The sequence below is a fragment of the Candidatus Flexicrinis affinis genome (genome assembly GCA_016716525.1).
GTDB classification, from domain to species: domain Bacteria; phylum Chloroflexota; class Anaerolineae; order Aggregatilineales; family Phototrophicaceae; genus Flexicrinis; species Flexicrinis affinis.
The window spans coordinates 1,678,696-1,702,144 of the sequence record JADJWE010000001.1 but is presented as its reverse complement, the minus strand read 5'-3'; the positions used below and the strand labels follow the sequence as shown (position 1 = coordinate 1,702,144).

Sequence of the window (23,449 nt, the reverse complement as noted above, 5' to 3'; positions counted from 1 at the left end):
GCCGCGCGTTCCGTAGTCATTAGCCTTGCCCTCGTACTCGTCCTTATTATTGGGAACGGGCTTTAGTGGCTTGGGACGCGGACAGACCCCGCAAGTGAGCAGAACCTGCACACGAAAGCCCCCAAGCCCGGGGGCTTTCGGCGTTTATTGGGATAGAGAGGACACCGCATGAACTTTGGAACCTATGCATGGCGCAACGGCGAATGGGTAGCGTTTGAGGACTGCACCGTCCACGTTACAGCCCACGCGCTGCACTACGGATCAAGCGTATTCGAGGGCATTCGGGCGTATAGCACGCCGTCGGGGCCGGCCGTGTTTCGCCTTCAGCCCCACACCAAGCGTATGGTGAACTCCTGCAAGTTGGCAAAGATCGATCTGCCGTACTCCGCGGACGAAATCAACAGCGCGATCCTCGAGACAATCCGCCGCAACGGGCATGACGCGTGCTACATCCGGCCACTTGCCTTCCGCGGGCGGGGTGCGATGGGCCTAGAAGGCCGCAAAAACGCCACCGACCTCGTGATTTTCACGATGGAGTGGGGGCGGTATCTCGGCTCGGACGCCATCGAGAACGGCGTGGACGTGCAGATCAGCTCGTGGCGGCGCATGGCCCCCGGCACGTCGTCGAGCTGGGGCAAGATTGGCGGGCAATACGTCAACAGCCAGTTCATCAGCATGGAAGCGCATGACAACGGTTTCCACGAGGGACTTGCGCTCGACATCAACGGCTATGTAAGCGAAGGCGCAGGCGAGAACGTGTTTGTCGTCGTGGACGGTGTAGTCATCACGCCGGGAAGCTGGGCCTCGATCTTGCTAGGCGTTACGCGGGACAGCGCGATCACGCTGCTGAAGGACATGGGCGTGGAAGTGCGCTTCGAGCCGATCCCGCGCGACATGCTGTACTTGGCCGACGAAGTCTTCTTCACCGGCACCGCGGCGGAGATCACACCGGTGCGCTCGATCGACCGCATGCCGGTGGGCAGCGGCACGCGCGGCCCGATCACCAAGGCGCTGCAAGAGCGGTTCTTTGGGATAACGTCAGGCTCGTCCGAGGACAAGCACGGCTGGTTGAGTTACGTGAACAAGTGATCGAAGGCGGGCATCGTGCCCGCTTGTTAGTGTACGGACGGGTAGTGAGCGGGGAGAAGGACCGACAATGCTGCTGACCGGCGCCGAAATCTTACTGGAGTGTCTCATCAAAGAAGGGGTCGAAGTCGTTTTCGGCTACCCGGGCGGCGCAATCCTCCCGACGTATGACGCGATGACCAAATACCCGCAGATTCGCCACGTGCTCGTTCGACACGAACAGGGCGCAAGCCACATGGCGGACGGGTTCGCCCGTGCCTCGGGCAAGGTCGGCGTGTGCATCGCCACCAGCGGCCCGGGCGCGACCAACCTCGTTACCGGGCTAGCCACCGCCATGATGGACTCGGTTGGCATCGTCGCGATCACCGGGCAGGTGGCGCGCGGCTCAATCGGAACCGACGCGTTCCAAGAGACCGACGTCACCGGCGTAACGCTGCCTGTGACCAAACACAACTATCTCGTCATGTCCGCGGCCGAGATCCCGCTCGTCGTCGAAGAGGCATTCCACATCGCTCGGTCGGGCCGGCCCGGCCCTGTGCTGATCGACATCCCCAAGGACGTGCAGATTGAGAAGGCCGAATTTCTCGGCTATCCGACCGGGAAGCTTCGCCTGCCCGGGTACAAGGTTCCTGACAGCGCCGAAGATAACGACATCGTGGAGGCGATCCGGCTCATTCAGGAGGCCGAGCGCCCGCTGATCCTCGCCGGCCACGGACTCATCATGAGCCACGCCACCCAGCAGCTTCAGGAACTGGCCGAGCTGGCAGGCATTCCGGTGACGCTCACGCTGCTCGGCAAGGGCGCGATGTCGGAACATCACCCGCTGTGCATCGGCATGATGGGCATGCACGGCAACGCGGCCAGCAACCACGCCATTCAGGAAGCGGATCTGCTGATCGCCCTCGGCATGCGGTTCGACGACCGCGTAACCGGAAACATAAAGACGTACTCACCGAATTCGCGCAAGATCCACGTCGATATCGATCCGTCCGAGATTAACAAGAACGTGAAGGTCGACATCGGTATCGTAGGCGACCTGCGCACCGTCCTTACGCAGATGCTTCCGCTCGTCCCGCGCAAACAGCACCCGGAGTGGGTGCGCCGTATTCGCGATTGGCAAGAGGACGGCAGCGAGCGCGACATCTTGACGCATTACGACGGCACCGCACTGCTCGGCGCGCAGGTCATCAACGACCTGTGGAAGTTCACCGACGGTAACGCTGTGACCGTCACCGACGTTGGCCAGCACCAGATGCTTGAGGCCCAGTATTACCCGCATCAACGTCCGGCATCGATGTTGACCAGCGGCGGTCTGGGGACGATGGGGTTTGGCTTTCCGGCGGCCATCGGCGCGAAGTTCGCCAAGCCGGACGAGGAAGTGTGGGCGATTGTCGGAGACGGCGGCTTTCAGATGACGCTGGCCGAACTGGCGACTGCGCGGCAGGAGAACGTCGATGTCAAGATCGCGATTCTCAACAACGGATTCCTCGGCATGGTACGCCAGTGGCAGGAGATCTTCTACGAACAGCGCTACCACGCCACCCCGATGGTCAACCCGGACTTCTGCAAGCTGGCCGAAGCCTACGGCATTCCGTCGATGCGCGTGACCAGCCGCGACCAGATTAAAGACTCGGTCGAGTTCGCGCGCAGTATCAAAGGCCCGGTGCTGATCGAGTACGTCATCCTCAAGGAGGAAATGGTGTATCCGATGGTGCCTGCCGGGGCTGATCTGGACAAGATGATCCGCCGCCCGAAACTGGGAGAAAAGCAGCCATGAGCACGAACACGCCCAAGAAACACATCATCTCGGCACTGGTTGAGAACAAGCCCGGCGTGCTCAATCGGCTCGTAAGCCTGTTTCGCCGGCGCAACTTCAACATCGACAGCTTGACGGTCGGACGTACCCACAAGCAGCACGTCAGCCGAATGACGATTGTGATTGATGGCCACCGGCTGAACCCACGCCAGATGGTCGCCAACCTCTACAAGCTGGTCAACGTCATCGACGCCCGCCTGATCAGCGAAGACTTGCACGTCGAGCGCGACATGGCGCTCGTCAAGGTACGCACCGACGACACCGAGAGCTTCAACGCCGTGACCGAACTGTGCGAGCGGTTCCCGGCCCGCATCATCGACATGGGCATGCAGGTCGCGATCGTCGAGATCACCGCGCGCACCGAGTTGGTCGAGGAGTTTATCGGCCAGCTCAAGCCGATCGGCATCATTGAACTGGTCCGCACCGGTGTGGTGGCGATGGGACGCGGCGTGCGCACACAGGATACCGAGTACGAGCCGGCGTCGATGACGCTGCAAGACGGCGAACTCGAGCGTTACAGCGTTTAGTTACTGGGACATCCGGGGAATCGGCCCCGACGTACGGAGGGAATGTCGCACCTATGGCAACGATGTATTACGAGAACCACGCCGACCTGAGCCTGCTGGCCGGCAAGACGATTGCGGTGATCGGGTATGGCAGTCAGGGGCACGCACACGCGCTGAACTGCAAAGACAGCGGACTGAACGTTGTGGTCGGCCTTCACGCGGGCAGCAAGAGCCGCGCAAAGGCCGAAGCAGATGGACTGACCGTCCTGACGCCGGGCGAAGCGACACAGGTCGCAGACGTCATCATGATCGTCACGCCGGACACGGTGCAGGCAGACGTCTACAACGACGAGATCGGCCCGAACCTGAAGCCGGGCGCGATGCTGATGTTCGCCCACGGGTTCAATATCCACTTCGGAACGATCGTGCCGCCGGCCAATGTCGACGTGACGATGGTCGCGCCCAAATCACCCGGGCACCGCGTGCGCGAGGTCTACCTCGACGGCGGCGGCGTACCGGGTCTGGTGGCAGTCCATCAGGACGCAACCGGGCAGGCCAAGGCGAAGGCGTTGGCCTACGCCAAGGCGATCGGCTGCACGCGCGCCGGCGTGATCGAGACGACGTTCAAGGAAGAGACCGAGACCGACTTGTTCGGCGAGCAGGTCGTATTGTGCGGCGGCGTCACTGCGCTGATCCGCGCGAGCTTCGAGACGTTGGTGAAGGCCGGATATCAGCCCGAGATCGCGTATTTCGAGTGCTTGCACGAACTCAAGCTGATCGTGGATCTGCTGTATCAAGGCGGCCTGAGCTACATGTGGTACAGCGTGAGCGATACGGCAGAATACGGCGGCTACGTCGTCGGCGACTCGTTCGAGCACATGGTCAAGGAAGAGATGTCGGGCGTGCTCTCACGAATTCAGAGCGGCGAATTCGCGCGCGCGTGGATTCATGAGAACAAGGACGGCCGTCCGAACTTCGGCCCGCGCCGCAAGACCGAGCATGACCTGCTACTGGAGAAGGTCGGCGCGGAACTGCGCGACATGATGCCGTTCTTGAACGCCAAGCGGGTCAAGCAGGACTAGCGACGATGTCTGACGGGAGTGGCGTATCGCGCTCTGACGCGACCGGAGGGAAGGAGGTGAGCATGGCAGAGGATGGCCTTAGCGACCTTAGCCAGCAAACCGACGTCCTTTCAATACCGAGCAGAGGAGACCTGTGATGCCCAAGTACCCTGAGAACCATGTCGTCATCTTCGATACGACGCTGCGCGACGGCGAACAAAGCCCCGGCGCAACGCTGACCAGCGCGGAAAAGTTGGAGATCGCCCGTCAGCTCGCAAAGCTGGGCGTCGACATCATCGAGGCCGGCTTCCCTGCTGCGTCGCCGGACGACTTGGCGGCCGTTCAGCGTATCGCCCGCGAGGTCGGCATGCCAGACGGCCCCGTCATCACGGGTCTGGCCCGGGCGATCGAGAGCGATATTCGCACGTGCTGGGAGGGTGTGAAGGACGCGGCCAAGCCGCGCATTCACACGTTCCTCGGTGTGTCTGAATATCATCTCAACTACATCACGAAGACCACGAAAGCCGAGGCGCTGGAGATCATCCGCAAAGGCGTCACGCTCGCCAAGAGCCTCTGCGACGACGTCGAGTTCAGCCCGATGGATGCAGGCCGCGCCGATCCGGCATTTCTGGTCGAGGTGTGCGCGCTGGCCGTGCAGTGTGGCGCAACGACCCTCAACATCCCCGATACGGTCGGCTACGTTGCGCCGCAAGAGTGGTACGAGCTGATCCACAACCTGATCCACGAAACGCCCGGTGCCGGCCCCGGCTCAGGCATCATCTGGTCGGTACACTGCCACAACGACCTTGGCATGGCGACTGCGAACACACTGGCTGGCGTACAGGCCGGTGCGCGGCAGGTCGAGGTGACCGTCAACGGCATTGGCGAACGCGCAGGCAACACCAGCCTCGAAGAAGTCGTGATGGCGCTGCACACGCGGCCGCAGTACTACCATCTATCGACCAGTATCAACACGCGAGAGATCGTGAAGACGAGCCGGATGGTGAGCAACTACACCGGCATGCCAGTCCAGCCCAACAAGGCCATCGTCGGGGCGAATGCGTTCGCACATGAATCCGGCATCCATCAGGACGGCATGCTCAAGAATGCGCAGACGTTCGAGATCATGACTCCAGAGACGGTCGGGCTGCACGAGTCGCGGCTGGTTCTCGGCAAGCACAGCGGCCGCCACGCGCTCAAGGTCCGCTTGCAGGAGTTGGGCTACACCTTCGAAGGCGACGAGCTGAACCGTGTGTTTGCGCGCTTTAAGGCGCTAGCCGACGCCAAGAAGCATGTCACCGACGCCGATCTCGAAGCGCTGGTCGCCGATGAAACGCATAAGCCGCAGGAGATCTACTCGCTGGTCGACTGTCAGATCACGTGTGGGACGATGGGCATGCCGACAGCGACGCTCAAGATCCGCAGCGAGGTTGGCGACGAGTTTGTGCATGCTTCGGTCGGCACCGGGCCGGTGGATGCGGCATTCCGTGCCGTGGACGCGATCGTACAGGCGCCCAACACGTTGATCGAGTACGCGGTTCATGCCGTGACGGAAGGGATCGACGCGTTGGGCGAAGTGACCGTGCGCATATCACCGTCCGGCGACAACCGGACGTTTGGCGGTTACGGCGCCGAACCGGATATTGTGGTTGCCAGCATCAAGGCGTACATGGCGGCGCTCAACCGCATGCTGGTTGCGCTCGGCCACGGCGACATCAAGCCGGAAGGCGAAGCCGCCGCCGTAGGCATTCGAGGCGCCTAGCCATGACGGAACGGCGGTGGCTCTACGCGGTGGTGGACTTCATTCGCGGCAAGGCGCAGGTTACCGTGCTGATGCCTAATGGCGACCACCGCGTGACCGCTGTCGGGTCTGAAGAAGAGGCCTTCACCGTCATCGCGCAGATGGGCAGTGAGGGATGGGAAATGACGGGCGCCGAGCAGCAGGTGCGGACGCGCGTCCTGACCGAAGCAACGTACACCGATTTTCGCCGGCTGTGGTTCAAAAAGCCGATCGAGGGATAGAGGAACAGAGGACGCATGGCAGGAAAGACGCTCTTCGAAAAGGTATGGGACGCGCATTTGGTTCGGCCGCAGACGGCCGACACACCGGCCGTCCTGTACATCGACCTGCATCTGGTGCATGAGGTCACGTCGCCGCAGGCGTTCACCCTGCTGCGCGAGCGTGGACTGAAGGTCCGCCGGCCGGACAAAACGCTGGCGACGATGGATCACAGCACGCCGACGACGCCGCGCGGGCTGGACGGGATCATTCCCGTGACCGACTCGCAGGCGGCGTTTCAGCTCGACTATCTGACGCGCAATTGTCAGGAATTCGGCATCCCGCTCTTCGCGCTCGGTACCGAGAATCAAGGCATCGTGCACGTGATCGGGCCGGAGCAGGGGCTAACACAGCCCGGCATGACGATCGTGTGCGGCGACAGCCACACCAGCACGCACGGCGCGTTCGGGGCGCTGGCATTCGGCATCGGCACCAGCGAGGTCGGGCACGTGCTGGCGACTCAGACCCTGCTTCAGAACAAGCCCAAGACCATGGCGATCAAGGTGGACGGCACGCTTTCGCCGGGCGTCACGGCGAAAGACATTATCCTCGCCATCATCGCCAAGATCGGCGTTGGGGGCGGCACAGGCTACGTCGTCGAGTACATGGGCAGCGCCATCCGCGGCTTGTCGATGGAAGGGCGCATGACGATCTGCAATATGTCGATCGAGGGTGGCGCGCGCGCCGGGATGGTCGCGCCTGACGAAACGACGTTCAACTACATTGCGGGCCGGCCCCGTGCGCCGAAGGGCGCCGAATGGGACGCGGCGGTAGCGCGCTGGCGATCGCTGCCCAGCGACGACGGCGCCGAGTTCGACGCGACGGTTGAGCTAGACGGCGACGCGCTCACCCCAATGATCACCTATGGTACCAACCCGGGTATGGGCATGCGCATCACGGATCGCGTGCCCGACCCCGATCAGATAGGTGACGTCAGCGCGAAGATGGCGCTCGACAAGGCGCTGCGCTACATGGACCTTCAGCCGGGGCAAAGCCTGCTGGGCAAGCCGGTCAACGTCGTGTTCATCGGAAGCTGCACCAACTCGCGCATCACCGATTTGCGCGAGGCTGCCAAGTACCTGAACGGCCGCAAGGTAGCAGACAACGTCCGCGTGATGGTCGTGCCCGGGTCGCAGCAGGTAAAGAAGCAGGCCGAGGCCGAGGGTTTGGACGAGGTCTTTAAGGCGGCGGGCGCAGAGTGGCGCGAGGCGGGCTGCTCGATGTGCATTGCCATGAACGGCGATCAGCTCGCGCCGGGCGAATATGCCGTCAGCACCAGCAACCGCAACTTCGAAGGCCGGCAGGGCAAGGGTGGACGCACGTTTCTCGCCAGCCCGTTGACTGCAGCGGCAACGGCGCTGACCGGTGTCGTCACCGACCCGCGCACGCTGGTGACGAACTAGGAGACGCCATGCCAACCGACCGGCTTCACGCGAGACTTCCCGATGGGCGACCCGTTCCCAGCACGTGGATCCGTGGCGATGGGTCGAGCGTTGCGCTGATCCTGCCGGGACGTGGCTATACCGCGCAGGGGCCGGTACTGCACTATCCCGGCCTCTGGTTCATCCAACACGGCTACGATCTTATCTCGGTGGACTACGAGTTTGGCGAGATGAGCTATCCGGAAATGGTCGCGCACGCGGTTGCGTGCGCCGCTGCAGTCTGGTCGACCGCCACGCTCAATCATCGCTACTCGCGCATCGCGCTGGTCGGCAAATCGCTCGGGACACAAGCCATGGCGCGGTTAATCGACCATACTTCCGATCTTGGGTTGGCGCGCTGTGTATGGCTGACGCCAATCTTCGCCGATAACGCCGTGATGGAGTCGATCGAGGAGCACAAACCGCGCTCGTTATTCGTTGGCGGCACGTCGGACGCGACGTTCGACAGCACCAGAATGGAGCGCGCGATCTCCGCGACTGGCGGGAGCAGGCTCGTGCTCGATGGCGCCAATCACAGCCTGGAACGACCGGGCGACGTGCGCGCGTCGGTGGCCGCGATTTCGACGCTGCTCGATGCGCTGGAACGGTTCATGACGAGGGAATAAGAGGACAATGGAACCCTTCAAAGCATTTGCTGGCAGCATGGTGGCGCTGCCGATCAACGACATTGACACCGACCAGATCATTCCGGCACGCTACCTCAAGGTGACCGACAAGGCCGGTCTGGGGCAGGCGGCGTTCAGCGACTGGCGCTATAACACCGACGGTTCGCCTAAGCCGGACTTTCCGCTGAACCAACCGCAGTATCAGGACGCGCAGGTATTGGTCGCCGGCCACAATTTCGGCTGTGGTTCAAGCCGCGAGCACGCACCGTGGGCGCTGCTCGGCGCCGGGATTAGGGCAGTCGTCAGCACCGACTTCGCCGACATCTTCAAGAACAATTCGCTCAAGAACGGCCTGCTTCCGATCACGGTAGACGAAGACACGCAGAAGCAGTTGATCTCGTTAGCACAGGAAGACCCGACCGCGCAGGTACGCGTCGACCTCGAGGCACAGACGCTCACGCTGCCTGATGGTCGCGCAGTGACGTTCCCGGTCGATGGCTTCTCGCGCTACTGCCTGCTCAACGGAGTCGATCAGCTTGGCTTCCTGCTCCGCCTTGAAGGCGAAGCCGCCGCATACGAAGCCGCACATCCTGCACCAGTCACCACGATCTAGGATTCGCATGACCCGCATCGCCATCTACGACACAACCCTTCGGGACGGCACTCAGCGCGAGGGCATTTCGCTCTCCGTCGCGGACAAGCTCAAAATCACGCGCATGCTGGATGATCTTGGCGTCGCCTACATCGAAGGCGGTTGGCCCGGCAGCAACCCGAAGGACGCCGCTTATTTCGAGCAGGTACGCGCCCTGCAGTTGAAACATGCGAAGATCGCGGCGTTCGGAGCGACGTGTCGCAAGGGCGCGCGGCCCGAGGACGACGAAAACCTCAAGGCGATGGTCGACGCGCAAACACCGGTCTGCACGGTGGTGGGAAAGACATCGATGCTGCACGTGGTCGATGTGCTGCAGACGACCGCCGAAGAAAACCTGCGCATGATCCGCGAGAGCGTCGCCTATCTCAAGTCGCTCGGCAAAGAAGTGATATACGACGCCGAGCACTTCTTCGACGGTGCGAAGCTTGACTTCGAGTACGCTTTCGAGACGCTGCGTGCGGCGACGGATGGCGGGGCAGACGCGGTCGTATTGTGTGACACCAACGGCGGGTCGCTGCCGTGGGAAGTAGCGGACTTCGTCATCAAGGCGCGCGACGCATTTCCGAACGTCGACTTCGGCATCCACACGCACAACGACGGCGAACTCGCGGTTGCGAATACACTGGCTGCCGTACAAGCCGGGGTCATCCACGTGCAAGGCACCATCAACGGGTACGGCGAACGCTGCGGCAACGCAAACTTGTGCAGCATCATCCCCGATCTAATGCTCAAGATGGGTTACGACTGCGTTCCAGCCGAGAACTTGCGCACGCTGGCGCGTTTGAGTTGGACGGTCGCCGAAGTCTGCAACCTCGCGCCGGACCATCATCTGGCGTATGTCGGCCGGTCGGCGTTCGCGCACAAAGGCGGCATCCACGTTGCGGCGATCCGGCGCAACGTCGACAGCTACCAGCATATCGACCCTGCACTGGTCGGCAACGAGATGCGCGTGCTGGTGAGTGACCTGAGCGGGCGCGGCAACGTGATGAGCAAGGCGGAGGAGTTCGGCCTCGATATCTCCAGCGCGGCCGCGGCGAAGGTGCTCGACGAGATCAAGTCGCTGGAACACACCGGTTACGTGTTCGAAGGCGCCGAGGCGTCCGTCGCCATTCGAGTGTGGCGCGCCTCACAGGATTACGTACCTGTGTTCTCGCTGGTGGACTTCACGTGCATCGTCGAAAACCGGCGCGGGCGGGGCGATCTGGCCGAAGCGATGGTCAAGATCGAGTTGGATGGCGACATCGTCCACACCGCAGCAGAAGGGAACGGACCGGTCAATGCGCTCGATCTGGCGCTGCGCAAGGCGCTCATTCCACGCTATCCGCAGGTGCGCGACTTCCAGCTCGCCGACTACAAGGTGCGAATCCTTGACGGGGCCAACGGCACCGGCGCAATGACACGGGTCTTGATCGATACTCAGAACCACAACCGGCGCTGGAGCACGGTCGGCGCAGGCACAAATATCATCATCGCAAGCTGGTTGGCGCTGGTCGACAGCATCGAATACGGTGTCCTGCTTGCCAACGACGCCCGCAGAGAGCGGCAGCCTCAATGACCGACAAAGTCAATCTGGCCGAGAAGTTCGCGCTGTTCAGCGAGACGTGGTCGCCGAAGATCGTCGGCCGTGTGGACGACTATCTGGTCAAGCTGGCAAAGCTCGAAGGCGAGTTCGTCTGGCACGCGCACGAGGCCGAGGACGAGCTTTTTCTGGTCATCAGCGGCGAGCTGCACATGCAGTTCCGCGATCGAACGGTGACCGTACTGCCCGGTGAGTTCATCGTCGTGCCGGCAGGCACCGAGCACAACCCGTTTGCGCCAGTCGAAACCCGCGTCGTCCTTTTCGAGCGGGCGACAACTGCTCACACTGGCTCAACCGTGTCGGATCGAACGGTAACAGATCAAGTCGAAATCTGATTCACGCTGAAGGGAGCGGCCTTACATGAAGGCGAATATCGTTCTGCTGCCGGGAGACGGCATCGGGCCGGAGGTGATCAAATCGGCTGTTGCGGCGCTGGATGCTGTCGCGTCCAAATTCGGCCATCAGTTCGCGTATGACGAGCAGTTGATTGGAGGTATCGCGATCGAGACGACCGGTTCGCCGCTTCCCGACGCGACGCTGCGCGCAGGCGAACAGGCAGACGCTATCCTACTCGCCGCAGTCGGATTGCCCAAGTATGCCGACCCGACCGCGCCGGTGCGCCCGGAGCAGGGGCTGCTCAAGATCCGTTCGCATTTCGGCTTGTTTGCCAACTTGCGCCCGGTCAAGACTTATCCAGCCTTGTTCGGTCATGCGCCACTGCGGGCGGAGCTGCTGGACGGTGTCGATATGCTGATTGTCCGCGAGCTGACCGGCGGCCTGTATTTCGGCGCGCGCAAAGAACAGGACGGGGACGACTACAGCTTCGACACGATGAACTACACTATCGGCGAGATCGAGCGCGTGGCGCATGTCGCCTTCCGCGCGGCGCAGCAGCGTAGTGGAAAGCTGACGTCCATAGACAAGGCCAACGTGCTGGCGTCGATGCGACTCTGGCGACGGACCGTCATGAAGGTCGCCGAGGACTATGCGGATGTCGCACTCAATCACGAGTACGTCGACGCGGCGGCCATGTACCTGATGACGCGGCCCGCGTCGTACGACGTCATCCTAGCAGAAAACATGTTCGGCGATATCCTCAGTGACGAGGCGTCGGTGCTGGCCGGATCGCTGGGGATGCTGCCATCGGCGTCGCTCGGAACGGGAACGTTTGGGCTGTACGAGCCGGTCCATGGCAGCGCGCCGGACATCGCGGGGCAGGGCAAGGCCAACCCGATCGGCCAGTTGCTCAGCGCGGCGATGCTGCTCCGGTACAGCCTTGGACTGGAAGCCGAAGCGGCGGCCATCGAAGCGGCTGTCGAGCGCGTGCTGGCAGACGGAGCACGCACTGCCGACATTGCGCCGAAGGGCAGTGCATTCGTCAGCACCGACGAGTTCACGCAAGCGGTCGTCAACGCCCTGTAGCCATGTCCAGCGACCGTCAGCGCGTCGTCTTTCTGCACATCCCGAAAACCGGCGGGATGAGCCTGTACGACGTGCTGCGGCGAAACTACGCGGGACTGCCGGCTTACGTGCAGTTCGAGACGCGAAGCGCTGGCGAACATGCGCTGTTCGAGAGGCCGCAACATGAGCGCGACTCACTGGCCTACGTTGCCGGGCACGTACACTATGGAATACACGCGATCTGGTCCGAGCCCGCCGCGTATTTCACGATGCTGCGCGATCCGGTCGACAGGCTGATCTCGCAGTACTACTACGTCACGACGTCGCGCGACCACCGCAACTACGAGAAGCGAAGCGCCGTCACGTTCAGCGAGTTCGCGTTGGAGGAGCGCCATGGCTCATATGTTGCGCGCCGCCTCGCAGGCTATGCCGATCCGGTGAATCACGTGCCGTTCAAGCCGGGCGAGTTGAGCGCGAGCGAGATGATCGATCTAGCCGTCGCGAACCTGAAGCGCCATGCGGTGGTTGGGTTGACGTCCGAGTTTGACACCTCGCTGCTCCTGCTTCGGCGGGCGTTCGGCTGGAAGCGGCTGTACTATGTGCGCCGCAACACGACCAAGCAGGTGCATGAGCGCAGCGAGATCAGCGCCGATCTCAAAGCCGAGCTGCGCGGGCATCTGGCCGTAGACGGTGCGATCGTCGAGGCTGGGCGCGCTCTATTCGACGCGGCCTGCGCGTCATACGGTCCCGATCTTGAACGCGACCTCGCCGCATTTCAGCGGTCGAATACGATCTACGGCAACGTGGCGCGGGCGGTCGATCGCATACGCAGCGACCGCCTCAAACGCGTGTTGCGGCGTCTGTTCTGGCTTTAGTGCCGTCCGACATAGTTGTTGTCCCAGTCAGGAGTGAGAGAGATGCCCCAGACCCTCGCAAGACGGCTGCAGATCAAGCCAGACGTGAGCGCGTGCATACTGAATGCGCCGGACGGATTTGTCGCGTCGCTTGACGGCCTACCAGACACCGCCAACGTATCGATCAAGGCGGACAAGTCCGCAGATGTGTGGCTGGCATTCGTCAAGGATGCGGCGGCAATCGCCAAGCACGGCCCCGCGGCTGTCAAGAACGCGAAAGTCGGCGCGGTCGTATGGTTTGCCTATCCGAAGAAGTCCGGCCCGATCAAGACCGACATCAGCCGGGACAGCGGCTGGGGACCGGTCGAGGCGCTGGACTGGGCGCCGGTCACGCAAATCTCGATTGACGAAACGTGGTCGGCGCTGCGCTTCAAGCCCGTCGGCGACATCAAGTCGATGACGCGCAAATTCGGCCCACACGCAAGGTCCGACTAGTCGATCACGTAGCCGAGGAACGCGTCTGGACCGGGGACGATCTCGACCGGGATCGGCTCGTCGGCCGGCAGCAGACCATTCCAGAGCTGACGCAGCGTGCCGTCTTCGGCAAGCGCCTGGATCGAGTAGTCGACCAGTAGGCGGAAGTCCGCATCATTCAGCGGCAAGGCGACGGCGTAGTATGACCGGCTGTACCAGTCGTCAGTCAAGCGCAGGTCGTTCGGATACGCCTCGAGGTGCGCCATCAGCTTGAAGATGTCCGCATAGGCCACGTCTGCATTCAGGTCGTCGAGGATCTGCAGGGCAAGGCTGGATTCGTCGGTCTGGAAGCCTTCGATGCGGGCTGTGGCGCGCTCTGCTTGGCGCACGGCGTCTGCCGCTGCCCCCGGCTCGGAGAACACGGTCGCGACCGTCCCTCCACCACGGAGTTCCTCGAAACCGAAAATCTGGCTGTTCGCCTTGACCATCAGCCGTGTCCCGCGCAGCAAGTAGGGCTCGCTGAAGTCGACCTGTGCGGCGAGGTTCCAGTCCGGCTCAAGACCGACGGCCATGTCGGCCCCACCTTCCGCAACCAGACGCGCTGCGTCGGCCGGGTCCGCTGTGATCAGCTCGACGGTCACGTTCCAACTGCGTGTAAGCTGCGCGACGAAGTCGCGATTAAAGCGGTCGAGCCTGCGCTCCGATTGCTGCGCGGCGGCCAAGGCATTGTTGTCGAGAAACGGCCCAGCGACCCGAACTACGCCGTTTGTCTGCAGGCGCGGGATCGTGTAGGTGGTCGGGTAGGGGATGTCGGCCGAAAACGCCTCGGGAGAAGGCGATTCGGGAAGGTTCGCCCAGACCGGCACAACGCTGAACGTACCTTGATTGAAGTGATCCCGTCGGATTTGATCGAGTGAGCTCTCGCGCTGCAGATGTTGCAGCGACTGGTCGATCAAACGCCGAAGCGGCAGATCCTGGCGGGGTACGACAACGGCATACGGCTCGGACTGAATCGGCTCGTCAAGGATGCGAATCGTATCGGGCGCTAGCAGGGCGAGCTGTTCGAGCTGATGGCGTGGCGCGACTATCGCATCAACCGCGGCTGCGCCGAGCGCGCCGTACACCCGGTCGACAGTGAGATAGGTCTCTATCGCGCCGGCAAATCCGGTTTCGGCTGCCCACGCGCGTATCGCGATTTCTGCCTCGGACCCCAGTACGACGCCGATACGGCGCGACGCGAGATCGGAGGGGGCTTGCGCGCCGTCGTCAACGCGCACCATCAGCGATTGGCTGCCGACGTAGTAGGCCTGACTGTAGTCTACCGCGCGGTCCAGTTCGCGACGGTGGACCTGCGCGGCGATGAGCATGTCGACGTCGTTGTCCTGAAGCAGCTCGAATGCGGTCTGCCGTGTGACTTGCCTCAGGCGAAGCTCTACGCCCCAGAGGTCGGCAAACGACTGTGCCAGTACGGCATCGAGCCCCAGCAGCTCGCCGCGCTCGGTGAACGTGCCAAATGGCGGCTCGGTGTACAGGATTCCCACGCGAACGCGACCAGTATCCACGATGCGCTTGATCCCGCTTTCAGACAGCGCGGTCTCGCTTGTGGCCGTAGTGTTGTAGGGGACCGGAGTGGGTGGCACAAGCGTCGCCACGGGTCCGGGTTGTGCGGTAGCGATGCCGAAAGCGAGGCAGAGCAGCGCTGCAGCAAAGAATATCGAGCGAGTCAACTAGACCTCCTGATACAGTCTGTTGTCCTTGATATAGGCGAGCACGCGATCCTGCACGAGGTATCGCACGCTGTCGCCGTTCCGGAGTCGCCGCACGACGTCCGTGGACGAAATCTCGACTAGCGGCGACTTGAGCATGGTTACATTGCGGGCAAGCCCGGGCAGCTTCGCTTCGTGCTCGTCGGCACGCAGCACACCGTGGACACCGAGGCGGCGCATGACCGCCACTCTCAGGGCGCCTGCAGTGAACAACCCTTCGGCGCGCTCCCACTGCGGCAGTTCCTTGAACATGTCCTCGCCCATGATGAACGTGAACTCTGCGCCCGGATACGTCTCACGCAGGATAGCGATGGTATCCACCGTGTAGTGTGGGCCGGGCCGGTCGAGGTCGACACGGCTCATTGTGAAGTGATCGTTGTCCGAAATCGCGATCTCGGTCATAGCCGCGCGATGCTTCGCCGGCGTGCGCGTGCTTTCCTTGTGGGGCGGCGTACCCGCTGGAATGTACAGCACTTTGTCGAGGCGAAGCTCTTCGTAGCCGTGCTCGCCCAGAATCATGTGTGCGATGTGCGGAGGATCGAACGTGCCGCCTACGATGCCGATACGCCGATAGTCGGTCACTCGGACCACTCCAATTCGTAATCGCCGATAATGACGGTGTCTCCCACTCGAACGCCGTGCTCCTCGAGCGCTTGGCTCACGCCGAGAACTTCGAGGATCTCTTGAAAGCGCATGATTGCTTCTTCGTTGTCCCAATGGGTCATCGCTGCAGCGCGTTCTATGCGGTGACCCGACACGCGATAGGCGCCGTGATCGTCGACCGTGATCGTAAACGGCACGGCGGTGGTGTCCGGCTCGGGAACCGCCGGCGAGATGACGTGAAGCGGTTCTTCGTCAGGCAGCGTATCGACTTTGGCGAACACCGCGTCGACTAGCTGCCGCACGTTGGTCTGCGTGGCAGCGCTGATCGGGAGGACATCGACGCCAAGGCGTTCAAACTCCGGCTTGAGTGCTTCCCACTTCATCTGAACGTCAGGCAGGTCGACCTTATTGAAGGCGACGATCTGCGGCTTCGAGGCCATCCGTTCGTCGTAAAGCGCCAATTCACTGTTGATCTGACTGAAGTCGGCCATCGGGTCTTCGGATTCACCGTTGATGAGGTGGATCAGCATGCGGGTTCGCTGCACGTGGCGCAGAAAGCTGTGTCCGAGTCCTACGCCGGCATGCGCCCCTTCAATCAGGCCCGGAATATCTGCGAAGACGAGGTCGCGGTCGTCCTTGAGCACGACCCCGAGATTCGGCTCGAGCGTCGTAAACGGATAGTTGGCAATCTTGGGGCGGGCGTTGCTCACCACTGACAACAGCGTTGATTTTCCGGCGTTAGGCACGCCGACGATGCCGACATCGGCGATCAGCTTCAGCTCGAGAATGAGCCAGCGTTCGTGGCCGGGTTCGCCCCGTTCGGCGTAGCGCGGCGCCTGATTGCGGCTGTTGACAAAGCGCGCGTTGCCGCGCCCGCCGCGCCCGCCGGTAAATAGCACAACTTCTGCGTCGCGATCGACCAGATCGGCGAGTACGGTACCGGTGTTGGCGTCCTTCACGACGGTGCCGGGCGGAACCTTGATGACGACATCCTTGCCAGATGCGCCGGTCATATTCTTGCCACCGCCGCGCTTGCCGTTCTCCGCCTTGAAGTGCGCCTTCTGGCCGAATGCACTTAGCGTATTTGTGCGATGATTGACACGAAACACGACATCTCCGCCGCGTCCACCGTCGCCGCCGGCAGGACCGCCCATCGGCATGAACTTCTCACGCAGAAACGAGACGGTGCCATCGCCCCCGTCTCCGCTGCGTACGAATATCTTCACTTCATCAAAGAACATGCGCGGGTACAGCCCCGTATCTGATCAGAACGGCGCTCATTGTACCCGCAAGCTGTGAGGCGCGAATAGGTGCGCGTAACCGACTACAACTCGACGAAGTACGACGTTGCCGCCTGATCGAGCAGTTCCGGCGTGAGTTCGGGCGGCCGCTGCTGGTAATTCGCGATATCGAGCAGCTGCGACAGGATATCGCGCGGATGCACGGCCCGCAGGTCGCGGCCCTTCTCGATGTACCACTTGCGCAGCAGGTACTTCAGGCCGCCTTCGTCGTACGGAACTTTCATCACCTTGCACATAACCTGAAAGATTTCGCGGAACTGGTTCATGTTCGGGTTGCCGACTTCGATCTTGTGGCGAATACGGCGCAGGAACGCCTCGTCCACCAGATCTTTCGGGTCGAGGTTGGTCGAGAATACGACCAGTACGTTGAAGGGAATCTCGATCTTGCGGCCGTTGTTCAACGTGAGGAAGTCGACGCGCTTCTCAAGCGGAACGATCCACCGGTTGAGCAGGTCGACGGCGCGCACCTGCTGCCGGCCGAAGTCGTCAATCAGGAACAGGCCGCCATTGGCCTTCATCTGGAACGGCGCCTCGTAAAACCGGTTCGACTCGTCGTAGGTGAGGTCGAGTCCCTGCAGCGTAAGTTCGCCGCCGACCATAATCATCGGCCGTTTGATGCACACCCAGCGCTGATCGGCCACGAGGCCGGTGGCATACCGCACGCGCTCCTGCGCGTCGGACAGCTCGTGGTTGAGCGAATCGTACATCTGGATGACCTGTCCATCGACGTCGATCGAATATGGAATCCAGAGGTCCTCGCCGAGCACCATGCGGCCGACACGCTCCGCAATCGTGGTCTTGCCGTTGCCGGGCGGGCCGTAGAGGAAGATCGAGCGCCCGCCGTTGACCGCCGGGCCGACGCGATTGAGCATTTCGTCACTGATGACGAGCTGATCCATGACGCCGCGCAGTACGTCCTGCGTGACCAGCTTGCGCTCGCGGTTCTGCTCGTTGACCGAGGTGATGTACTGATCGAGAGGGACCGGGGCAGGGCCAGCATACTGCGAACGCAGCAGGACTTCCTGTGCCTTCTCGGTACCTTTCATAGAGATCAGGTAGCGATAGGTGGCTTCGCTGTAACCCTGCGTTGCGCCGCGCACCTCGATGAACTTTTCGCGCTTAAGGAACTCAAACACGCTGTCCAGCACGCCGGAGAACGGCAGCCGAATGCGATCCGCGACTTCCGAACCGGTCAGGTCGCCACCGAAGTAAAGGATTTTGAGGACATGGTCGGCAACACTGAGTTTTGTCAGGCCGGTGTCTTCGAGGGAGGCCAGAGGCGGCGGCGACCAGCGTCCGCCTGACTGGGCGTAGCGCTGCTGATCGCTGAGGCTCTGCAACGAGCGTGGCCGCAGTGGTGTGGTCATTGCACCTGCTCCAATTCGGAATCGGTCTCGGGAATTAGTTCGAGACGATAGTACCACGGGTTCGTGCTCTAGCGCATTAGGACACCGGTGTCGGGGAACGTAGGCCAGTGGTTCCGGCGTAACGGGAAGGGACTGCTCACCGCGGACTTTGCGGTTGGGCGGATATGACATTCCCGGCGTGCGGGGTACACTATGCCTCTATTCGGCTTCGCCTTGGCGCACCGTTGCAGTCGTGTGATCAGCGGTGTGCCAGACACAGAGACGTACAATCCATGACACAGAACGGTTCGATACTGGCGGTCGATCTGGGCGGAACGCGGATCCGCGTGGCGCGGCTGAACCGCGCGCTCGACGTAGAGGCCCGCGTCGAGGACTGGACGCGGCCCGAGCGCGGTCCGGACGACGCAATTGACCGGATGGTCGAAATGTTGCAGTCGTTGTGGCCACAGAGTCACGCCGGCGTCGATGTAGGCATTGCCGCGCCGGGGCCGCTCGACCCGCACAGCGGCGTGCTGCTGTCGCCGCCCAACTTGAAGTGGCACAACGTGCCGCTGAAGGCACAGCTCGAGGCACGGCTTGGCGTTTCCGTGTGGCTGGGTAACGACGCAGACGCCGCCGCGCTGGCAGAAGGGGGCGTTGGCGCCGGGCGGGGGTTCGACCACTTCGTGTACTTGACGGTCAGTACCGGGATCGGCAGCGGCGTGATCCTTGATGGACGTCTCCACACGGGCGCGCGAGGGCTGGCGACCGAGGCCGGGCTGATCCCGATGCTGGTAGGACCTGACGGGCCGGTACTGACGTTGGAAGACCTCGCCGCGGGTCCGGACATGGTGCGCGCGTTTCAGGCACGTGTCGCCGCAGGTGAGACGTCGGATCTCGCCGCAGGTGAGGTAGACATCACGACCGAGGCGATCGGGATGGCTGCACGGAACGGGGACGCCCTCTCGATCGACGTGATCGCAAAGGCGGGGCGCGTGTTTGGACTCGGCGTGATAACGCTGCTGCAATTGTTCAACCCGCAGCGCATTGTCGTTGGCGGCGGCGCAAGCCAGTTGGCCGAGTTATATTTCGGCCCCGCATGGGACGCGATCCGGCAGTACTGCGCCGATCCGGCGTTCTACGACGGCGTGGACATGGTCGCGGCGGAGTGCGGCGCCGATGTCGGCTTGATCGGAGCGGGTATGCTGGTGCTCACCAACGGCGGCAAGACACGGCTGAGCGAAGTCGCCGCGCTGCTGGGGCGGTCGCCGTAAGAAGTGTCATAGAAATCTCGGCTGACGACACGCCGCCGGTCGACCCGATGCTACAATAGCGCTATGTTGACCCTTCCCGACGTCCAGATACGCCAGCGCGATTTTCTGCTGCAGATTTCGCGCGCGATCACCGCGCAGCTTGAGCTTGACGAGGTGCTGCGGCGCGTGCTGCAAGCCTCTGTCGTGATGACGGCGGCGAAGGTCGGCTTGGTAGCGCTGAACGTCGAACAGCGTTTCGTCGTTCGCGCGTACAGCGGGCTGGATGACGAGCAGGTCGCGACAGCAAATGCGCACCTCGAAAGCCTCGTCGAGAGCATCAGCCGGCACGGCGACCCGTCCCTGTTGGATCGTGAGCTCAAGGCGCTCGCCGTTGCGATCGACCCCGCACTGAGACAGGCTCTCGCGCTTCCGCTGATCTTTGCCGGCGCCCCACTCGGATTGCTGATCGTGTTTCGTACGTACAGCACGCCAATCAGCCCGAACGATGTGCAAATCCTGCAGAGCTTCGCGGATCAGGCGGCGATTGCCGTCAAGAACGCACAGTTGTACGCGGCGGTGTCGCAGGAACGCCAACAGCTTCAAGCCATTCTCGATCACAGCGCAGATGGCGTGATGATCCTTGACCGCGACCTGACGATACAGCAGTTCAACGAGGCGTTGGTGCGCATGACGGGCTGGAGCCAACGCGACGCCGTCGGCGCCGAGCACGACGCGATCATCCGCTGGATGCATGACGAACACGCCGACCTGCGCGAGGTGGTCGACGACGGATATCCATTCAACAGCCCGGTGGATCCGGCGCACAATACGCTGTACGTCGAAGGCGACTTGATCTGCAAGAACGGGCAGTCGCTGAGTGTTGGCATTACGTATGCGCCGATGCTGACCGCAGAAGGCGCACTGGCAAACGTCATCGCTAACGTGCGCGACATCACGGCGTTCCGGCAGGCGCAAGAGGCCCAGAATACGTTCATCTCGGTGATCTCACACGAGCTCAAGACGCCGGTCGCCATCATCAAAGGCTATGCGGCGACGCTCCGGCGCGAAGACGCGCAGTGGGACGAGGCGACCGTGCGCGACACGTTGACGATCATCGAGGACGAGGCCGACCGGCTCGGGCTGTTGATTCAGGATTTGCTGACGACCAGCAAACTGCACGTCGAACGGCAGCTCTCTCTCGATATCGGTGACGTGTGGCTGCCCGAATTGGTGAACAGGGTGGTCGAACGGTTCAAGACCCAGACTGAGCAGCATCATTTCGCAGTCCGCTTCGACCCCGGGTTTCCGTCCATTCAAGGGGACGAGATGCGGCTGCGCCAGTTGGTCGAGAATCTGATCGGCAATGCGATCAAGTACTCGCCAGCCAGCGGGACGGTAGAAATCGAGGGATCGTTCGACGACGATTGGGTCGAGATCGTGATTCGCGACGAGGGTATCGGGATATCACAGACCGATCAGGCCCGCATCTTCGAACGCTTCTATCGGGCCGAGGGCAGCCTGCGCCGATCGACCCAAGGGACCGGGCTTGGATTGTATCTGGCAAAAGCCATCGTCGACGCGCATCATGGGGTGATCGACGTGGAGAGCAAACTCGGGGAAGGGTCGACATTCTTCGTCCGCCTTCCGCGTAACATGACGCTTTAGCCCCGACTGAGGAGGCAACCCGCAATGCAACAAGGCTCCGCAATCCGCTGCTCGAACTGCGGGCAGCCGTTCAACGCACGTGTACACTCGTATATCGACGTTCAGAAGGACCCGCAGGCGAAAGGGCTGCTGGTCAATCAGCAGATCAACCGTTTCCCGTGCCCACACTGCGGCAATGTGAATGTCGTGCTTGCGCCGCTGTTGTACCACGATGCAACGAAGGAACTCCTGATCACTTGCGTGCCGATGGAGTTGAACTTCAGCAAGGATCAGCAGGAGCGGGTCATTGGCGATCTGATGAAGCAGCTGCCGAAAGAAGGCTTCAGGTCATACATGTTCAACCCGAAGCGGGCGCTAACCATGAACGGGTTGATCGAGATGGTGCTGGGTGCCGACGGAATCACGCCTGAGATGATCGATCAGGCCAAGAAACGGACCGCCCGCGTTCAGAAATTTGTCGAGGCCAGCGACGCCGAACTTGATTCGCTGATCGCTGCGCACGACGCCGAGATCGATATGACGTTCATCCAGACGTTTACGTCTTTGGCGCAGCGGCTCGCCCAAGGTGGGCGACCGGACATGGCGCAGGCGGTGTTGGCGACGCAGGCTGTTGTCGTGCAGAAGTCGTCCTATGGTAAGGAACTGCAGCAGCAGCAAGCCGATCAAGAGGCGGTCGTCCAAGAGGTTGCCGACCAGCTTCAGGCGCTTGGCGCGGACTCTCAGCGGGAGGATCTCGCAGCGTTGGCGCTGTCGTACGCCGACGACGAGATGCGCCTGCAGGCGCTTGTCGGGCTGGCGCGGCCGGCGCTTGATGCGCCGTTCTTCGAGCTGTTGAATCAGATGGAAGGCAGCGCAGCGGAGGCCGACAAGCCGAAATTTGCTCTGCTTAACGAGCGTCTCCCGCAGTACATCATGGCGATCGACCAGCAGGCGCAGATGCGCGTGTCGGCCGCTGTCGCTGTGCTGCAGGCCCTGCTCGAGGAGCAGGACATCGACGCTGCGATTGCGCGCAACGCACATGCCATCGACGAGACTTTGATCGCCGTGCTCAACGCCAACCTGCAGGAGGCGCAGCGCCGGCGTGACGTACAGATGTCTGCCAAGTTGAAGGCGATCTACGAGCGCGTTGTCGCGCTTATCCAGCAGTCCATGCCCGAAGAAGTCGTGCTGGTCGACAAGCTCCTGCAGGCACCGACGATCGAAGATGCACGCGTCATGGTGATGGACGGCATGGCGCAGTACGGCGAAACGTTGATCGACGTGATGGCGAGCATTGCCGAGCAGCTTGACGACGAGGGCCGTGGCGATTTGTCGGAGCGGCTTTACACGCTGATTGCCGAAGCACAAAGCGCGCTCGGGCCAAACGCATAGGGTCGCAATGTTGTGGTAGTGAGCGAAGGCCGGGGTTCAAACGACCCCGGCCTTTCGATTATAATCCGGCGCAGTTGGTGCGCTGGAGCAAGCCCCCGTGTATTTTCCGACGGTTCGCGGTTACAGCCTGGATGGTCGCCACATGACCATACCGTTCACCTTGGAAGGGGAGTTCAACGTTCTGCTTGTGGTATTCGAGCCTAGCCACCAGTTTGCCGTGCAGACGTGGCTGCGACCTTTGAAACGCATCCGCCAGCAGTACGAGCGCGTCAAGTTCTACGAGATACCCACGCTAGAAGTGCTGCCCGCGCACGATCAGCAGCGCCAAGATCAGAACCTCCGCGATTCGTTCGTGCTAGAAGATCAACTCTCCCTCGAAACGGTCGTCACCATCTACGTACGAAAGCAGCAGTTCTGCACGATGCTCGACATCCCGCACGAAGACAATCTATACGTGTTCTTGGTCGACAATGCCGGGGTCGTCTTGTGGCGTACCGAGGGAACGGCCAGCTCGGAGAAGGTCGACGACTTGACCCGATTGCTGGACTCGGTGATCTCGACCGACGTGCCGTGGTGGATGGGCGACTAACGATGACATCCCCCGCGGAT

At 62.1% G+C, this 23,449-nt stretch carries 22 protein-coding genes; 18 read left to right on the top strand and 4 right to left on the bottom strand.

What is annotated here, in order from left to right; translation table 11 throughout:
• The first annotated feature begins 168 nt into the window (after positions 1–168).
• The 14 genes from IPM16_07370 to IPM16_07305 all read left to right on the top strand — a co-directional run bounded on the left by IPM16_07370 (position 169) and on the right by IPM16_07305 (position 13,556).
• On the top strand, positions 169–1,089 hold the full coding sequence (locus tag IPM16_07370; protein ID MBK9122929.1) for a branched-chain amino acid transaminase: 921 nt from the start codon (positions 169–171) through the stop codon (positions 1,087–1,089).
• A gap of 67 nt (positions 1,090–1,156) precedes the next feature.
• Positions 1,157–2,863 (top strand): biosynthetic-type acetolactate synthase large subunit, encoded by a 1,707-nt coding sequence (ilvB, locus tag IPM16_07365; GenBank protein MBK9122928.1) that lies wholly within the window; start codon positions 1,157–1,159, stop codon positions 2,861–2,863.
• A complete protein-coding gene (ilvN, locus tag IPM16_07360; protein MBK9122927.1) occupies positions 2,860–3,429 on the top strand; it encodes an acetolactate synthase small subunit in 570 nt (189 codons plus the stop codon). Before ilvB ends, ilvN begins: the two co-directional genes overlap by 4 nt.
• 53 nt (positions 3,430–3,482) lie before the next feature.
• The gene (gene ilvC / locus IPM16_07355) at positions 3,483–4,490 is read left to right on the top strand and encodes a ketol-acid reductoisomerase (GenBank protein MBK9122926.1); all 1,008 of its coding nucleotides are present in this window, start codon (positions 3,483–3,485) and stop codon (positions 4,488–4,490) included.
• Between the two features lie 136 nt (positions 4,491–4,626).
• Positions 4,627–6,231, top strand: a complete 1,605-nt coding sequence (locus tag IPM16_07350) for a 2-isopropylmalate synthase (protein MBK9122925.1) — start codon at positions 4,627–4,629, stop codon at positions 6,229–6,231.
• A 2-nt stretch (positions 6,232–6,233) separates the two neighbouring features.
• Complete coding sequence (locus tag IPM16_07345; protein ID MBK9122924.1) at positions 6,234–6,491, top strand: hypothetical protein; 258 nt, start codon at positions 6,234–6,236, stop codon at positions 6,489–6,491.
• 15 nt (positions 6,492–6,506) lie between these two features.
• Positions 6,507–7,931 carry a 3-isopropylmalate dehydratase large subunit gene (gene leuC, locus IPM16_07340; protein ID MBK9122923.1) on the top strand — a complete coding sequence of 475 codons (1,425 nt, stop codon included), beginning with the start codon at positions 6,507–6,509 and terminating at the stop codon, positions 7,929–7,931.
• A gap of 8 nt (positions 7,932–7,939) precedes the next feature.
• Positions 7,940–8,575 carry a hypothetical protein gene (locus IPM16_07335; GenBank protein ID MBK9122922.1) on the top strand — a complete coding sequence of 212 codons (636 nt, stop codon included), beginning with the start codon at positions 7,940–7,942 and terminating at the stop codon, positions 8,573–8,575.
• Between the two features lie 7 nt (positions 8,576–8,582).
• Positions 8,583–9,188 carry a 3-isopropylmalate dehydratase small subunit gene (leuD, locus tag IPM16_07330; GenBank protein ID MBK9122921.1) on the top strand — a complete coding sequence of 202 codons (606 nt, stop codon included), beginning with the start codon at positions 8,583–8,585 and terminating at the stop codon, positions 9,186–9,188.
• Positions 9,189–9,195: 7 nt separating this feature from the next.
• On the top strand, positions 9,196–10,782 hold the full coding sequence (locus IPM16_07325; protein MBK9122920.1) for a citramalate synthase: 1,587 nt from the start codon (positions 9,196–9,198) through the stop codon (positions 10,780–10,782).
• Positions 10,779–11,141, top strand: a complete 363-nt coding sequence (locus IPM16_07320; protein MBK9122919.1) for a cupin domain-containing protein — start codon at positions 10,779–10,781, stop codon at positions 11,139–11,141. The genes IPM16_07325 and IPM16_07320 overlap by 4 nt, the downstream gene beginning before the upstream one ends.
• Before the next feature lie 25 nt (positions 11,142–11,166).
• Positions 11,167–12,228, top strand: a complete 1,062-nt coding sequence (gene leuB, locus IPM16_07315; GenBank protein MBK9122918.1) for a 3-isopropylmalate dehydrogenase — start codon at positions 11,167–11,169, stop codon at positions 12,226–12,228.
• Positions 12,229–12,230: 2 nt separating this feature from the next.
• On the top strand, positions 12,231–13,082 hold the full coding sequence (locus IPM16_07310; GenBank protein ID MBK9122917.1) for a sulfotransferase family 2 domain-containing protein: 852 nt from the start codon (positions 12,231–12,233) through the stop codon (positions 13,080–13,082).
• A gap of 42 nt (positions 13,083–13,124) precedes the next feature.
• Positions 13,125–13,556 (top strand): hypothetical protein, encoded by a 432-nt coding sequence (locus IPM16_07305; protein MBK9122916.1) that lies wholly within the window; start codon positions 13,125–13,127, stop codon positions 13,554–13,556.
• On the opposite strand, the gene IPM16_07300 is transcribed toward IPM16_07305, so the two are convergent.
• The 4 genes from IPM16_07300 to IPM16_07285 all read right to left on the bottom strand — a co-directional run bounded on the left by IPM16_07300 (position 13,553) and on the right by IPM16_07285 (position 18,572).
• Positions 13,553–15,262, bottom strand: coding sequence for a transporter substrate-binding domain-containing protein (locus IPM16_07300; protein ID MBK9122915.1), 1,710 nt, complete (start codon positions 15,260–15,262; stop codon positions 13,553–13,555). The genes IPM16_07305 and IPM16_07300 overlap by 4 nt on opposite strands.
• Positions 15,263–15,883, bottom strand: a complete 621-nt coding sequence (nadD, locus tag IPM16_07295; GenBank protein MBK9122914.1) for a nicotinate (nicotinamide) nucleotide adenylyltransferase — start codon at positions 15,881–15,883, stop codon at positions 15,263–15,265.
• Positions 15,880–17,145 (bottom strand): GTPase ObgE, encoded by a 1,266-nt coding sequence (gene obgE, locus IPM16_07290; protein MBK9122913.1) that lies wholly within the window; start codon positions 17,143–17,145, stop codon positions 15,880–15,882. Before obgE ends, nadD begins: the two co-directional genes overlap by 4 nt.
• A gap of 83 nt (positions 17,146–17,228) precedes the next feature.
• Positions 17,229–18,572, bottom strand: coding sequence for an AAA family ATPase (locus tag IPM16_07285; protein MBK9122912.1), 1,344 nt, complete (start codon positions 18,570–18,572; stop codon positions 17,229–17,231).
• 272 nt (positions 18,573–18,844) lie between these two features.
• Here IPM16_07285 and IPM16_07280 point away from each other — a divergent pair, with 272 nt between their 5' ends.
• The 4 genes from IPM16_07280 to IPM16_07265 all read left to right on the top strand — a co-directional run bounded on the left by IPM16_07280 (position 18,845) and on the right by IPM16_07265 (position 23,429).
• Positions 18,845–19,825 carry an ROK family protein gene (locus tag IPM16_07280; protein ID MBK9122911.1) on the top strand — a complete coding sequence of 327 codons (981 nt, stop codon included), beginning with the start codon at positions 18,845–18,847 and terminating at the stop codon, positions 19,823–19,825.
• Positions 19,826–19,888: 63 nt separating this feature from the next.
• On the top strand, positions 19,889–21,469 hold the full coding sequence (locus IPM16_07275; GenBank protein MBK9122910.1) for a PAS domain S-box protein: 1,581 nt from the start codon (positions 19,889–19,891) through the stop codon (positions 21,467–21,469).
• 24 nt (positions 21,470–21,493) lie between these two features.
• A complete protein-coding gene (locus IPM16_07270) occupies positions 21,494–22,840 on the top strand; it encodes a CpXC domain-containing protein (GenBank protein MBK9122909.1) in 1,347 nt (448 codons plus the stop codon).
• Positions 22,841–22,982: 142 nt separating this feature from the next.
• Positions 22,983–23,429 (top strand): hypothetical protein, encoded by a 447-nt coding sequence (locus IPM16_07265; protein ID MBK9122908.1) that lies wholly within the window; start codon positions 22,983–22,985, stop codon positions 23,427–23,429.
• Positions 23,430–23,449 lie beyond the last annotated feature (20 nt).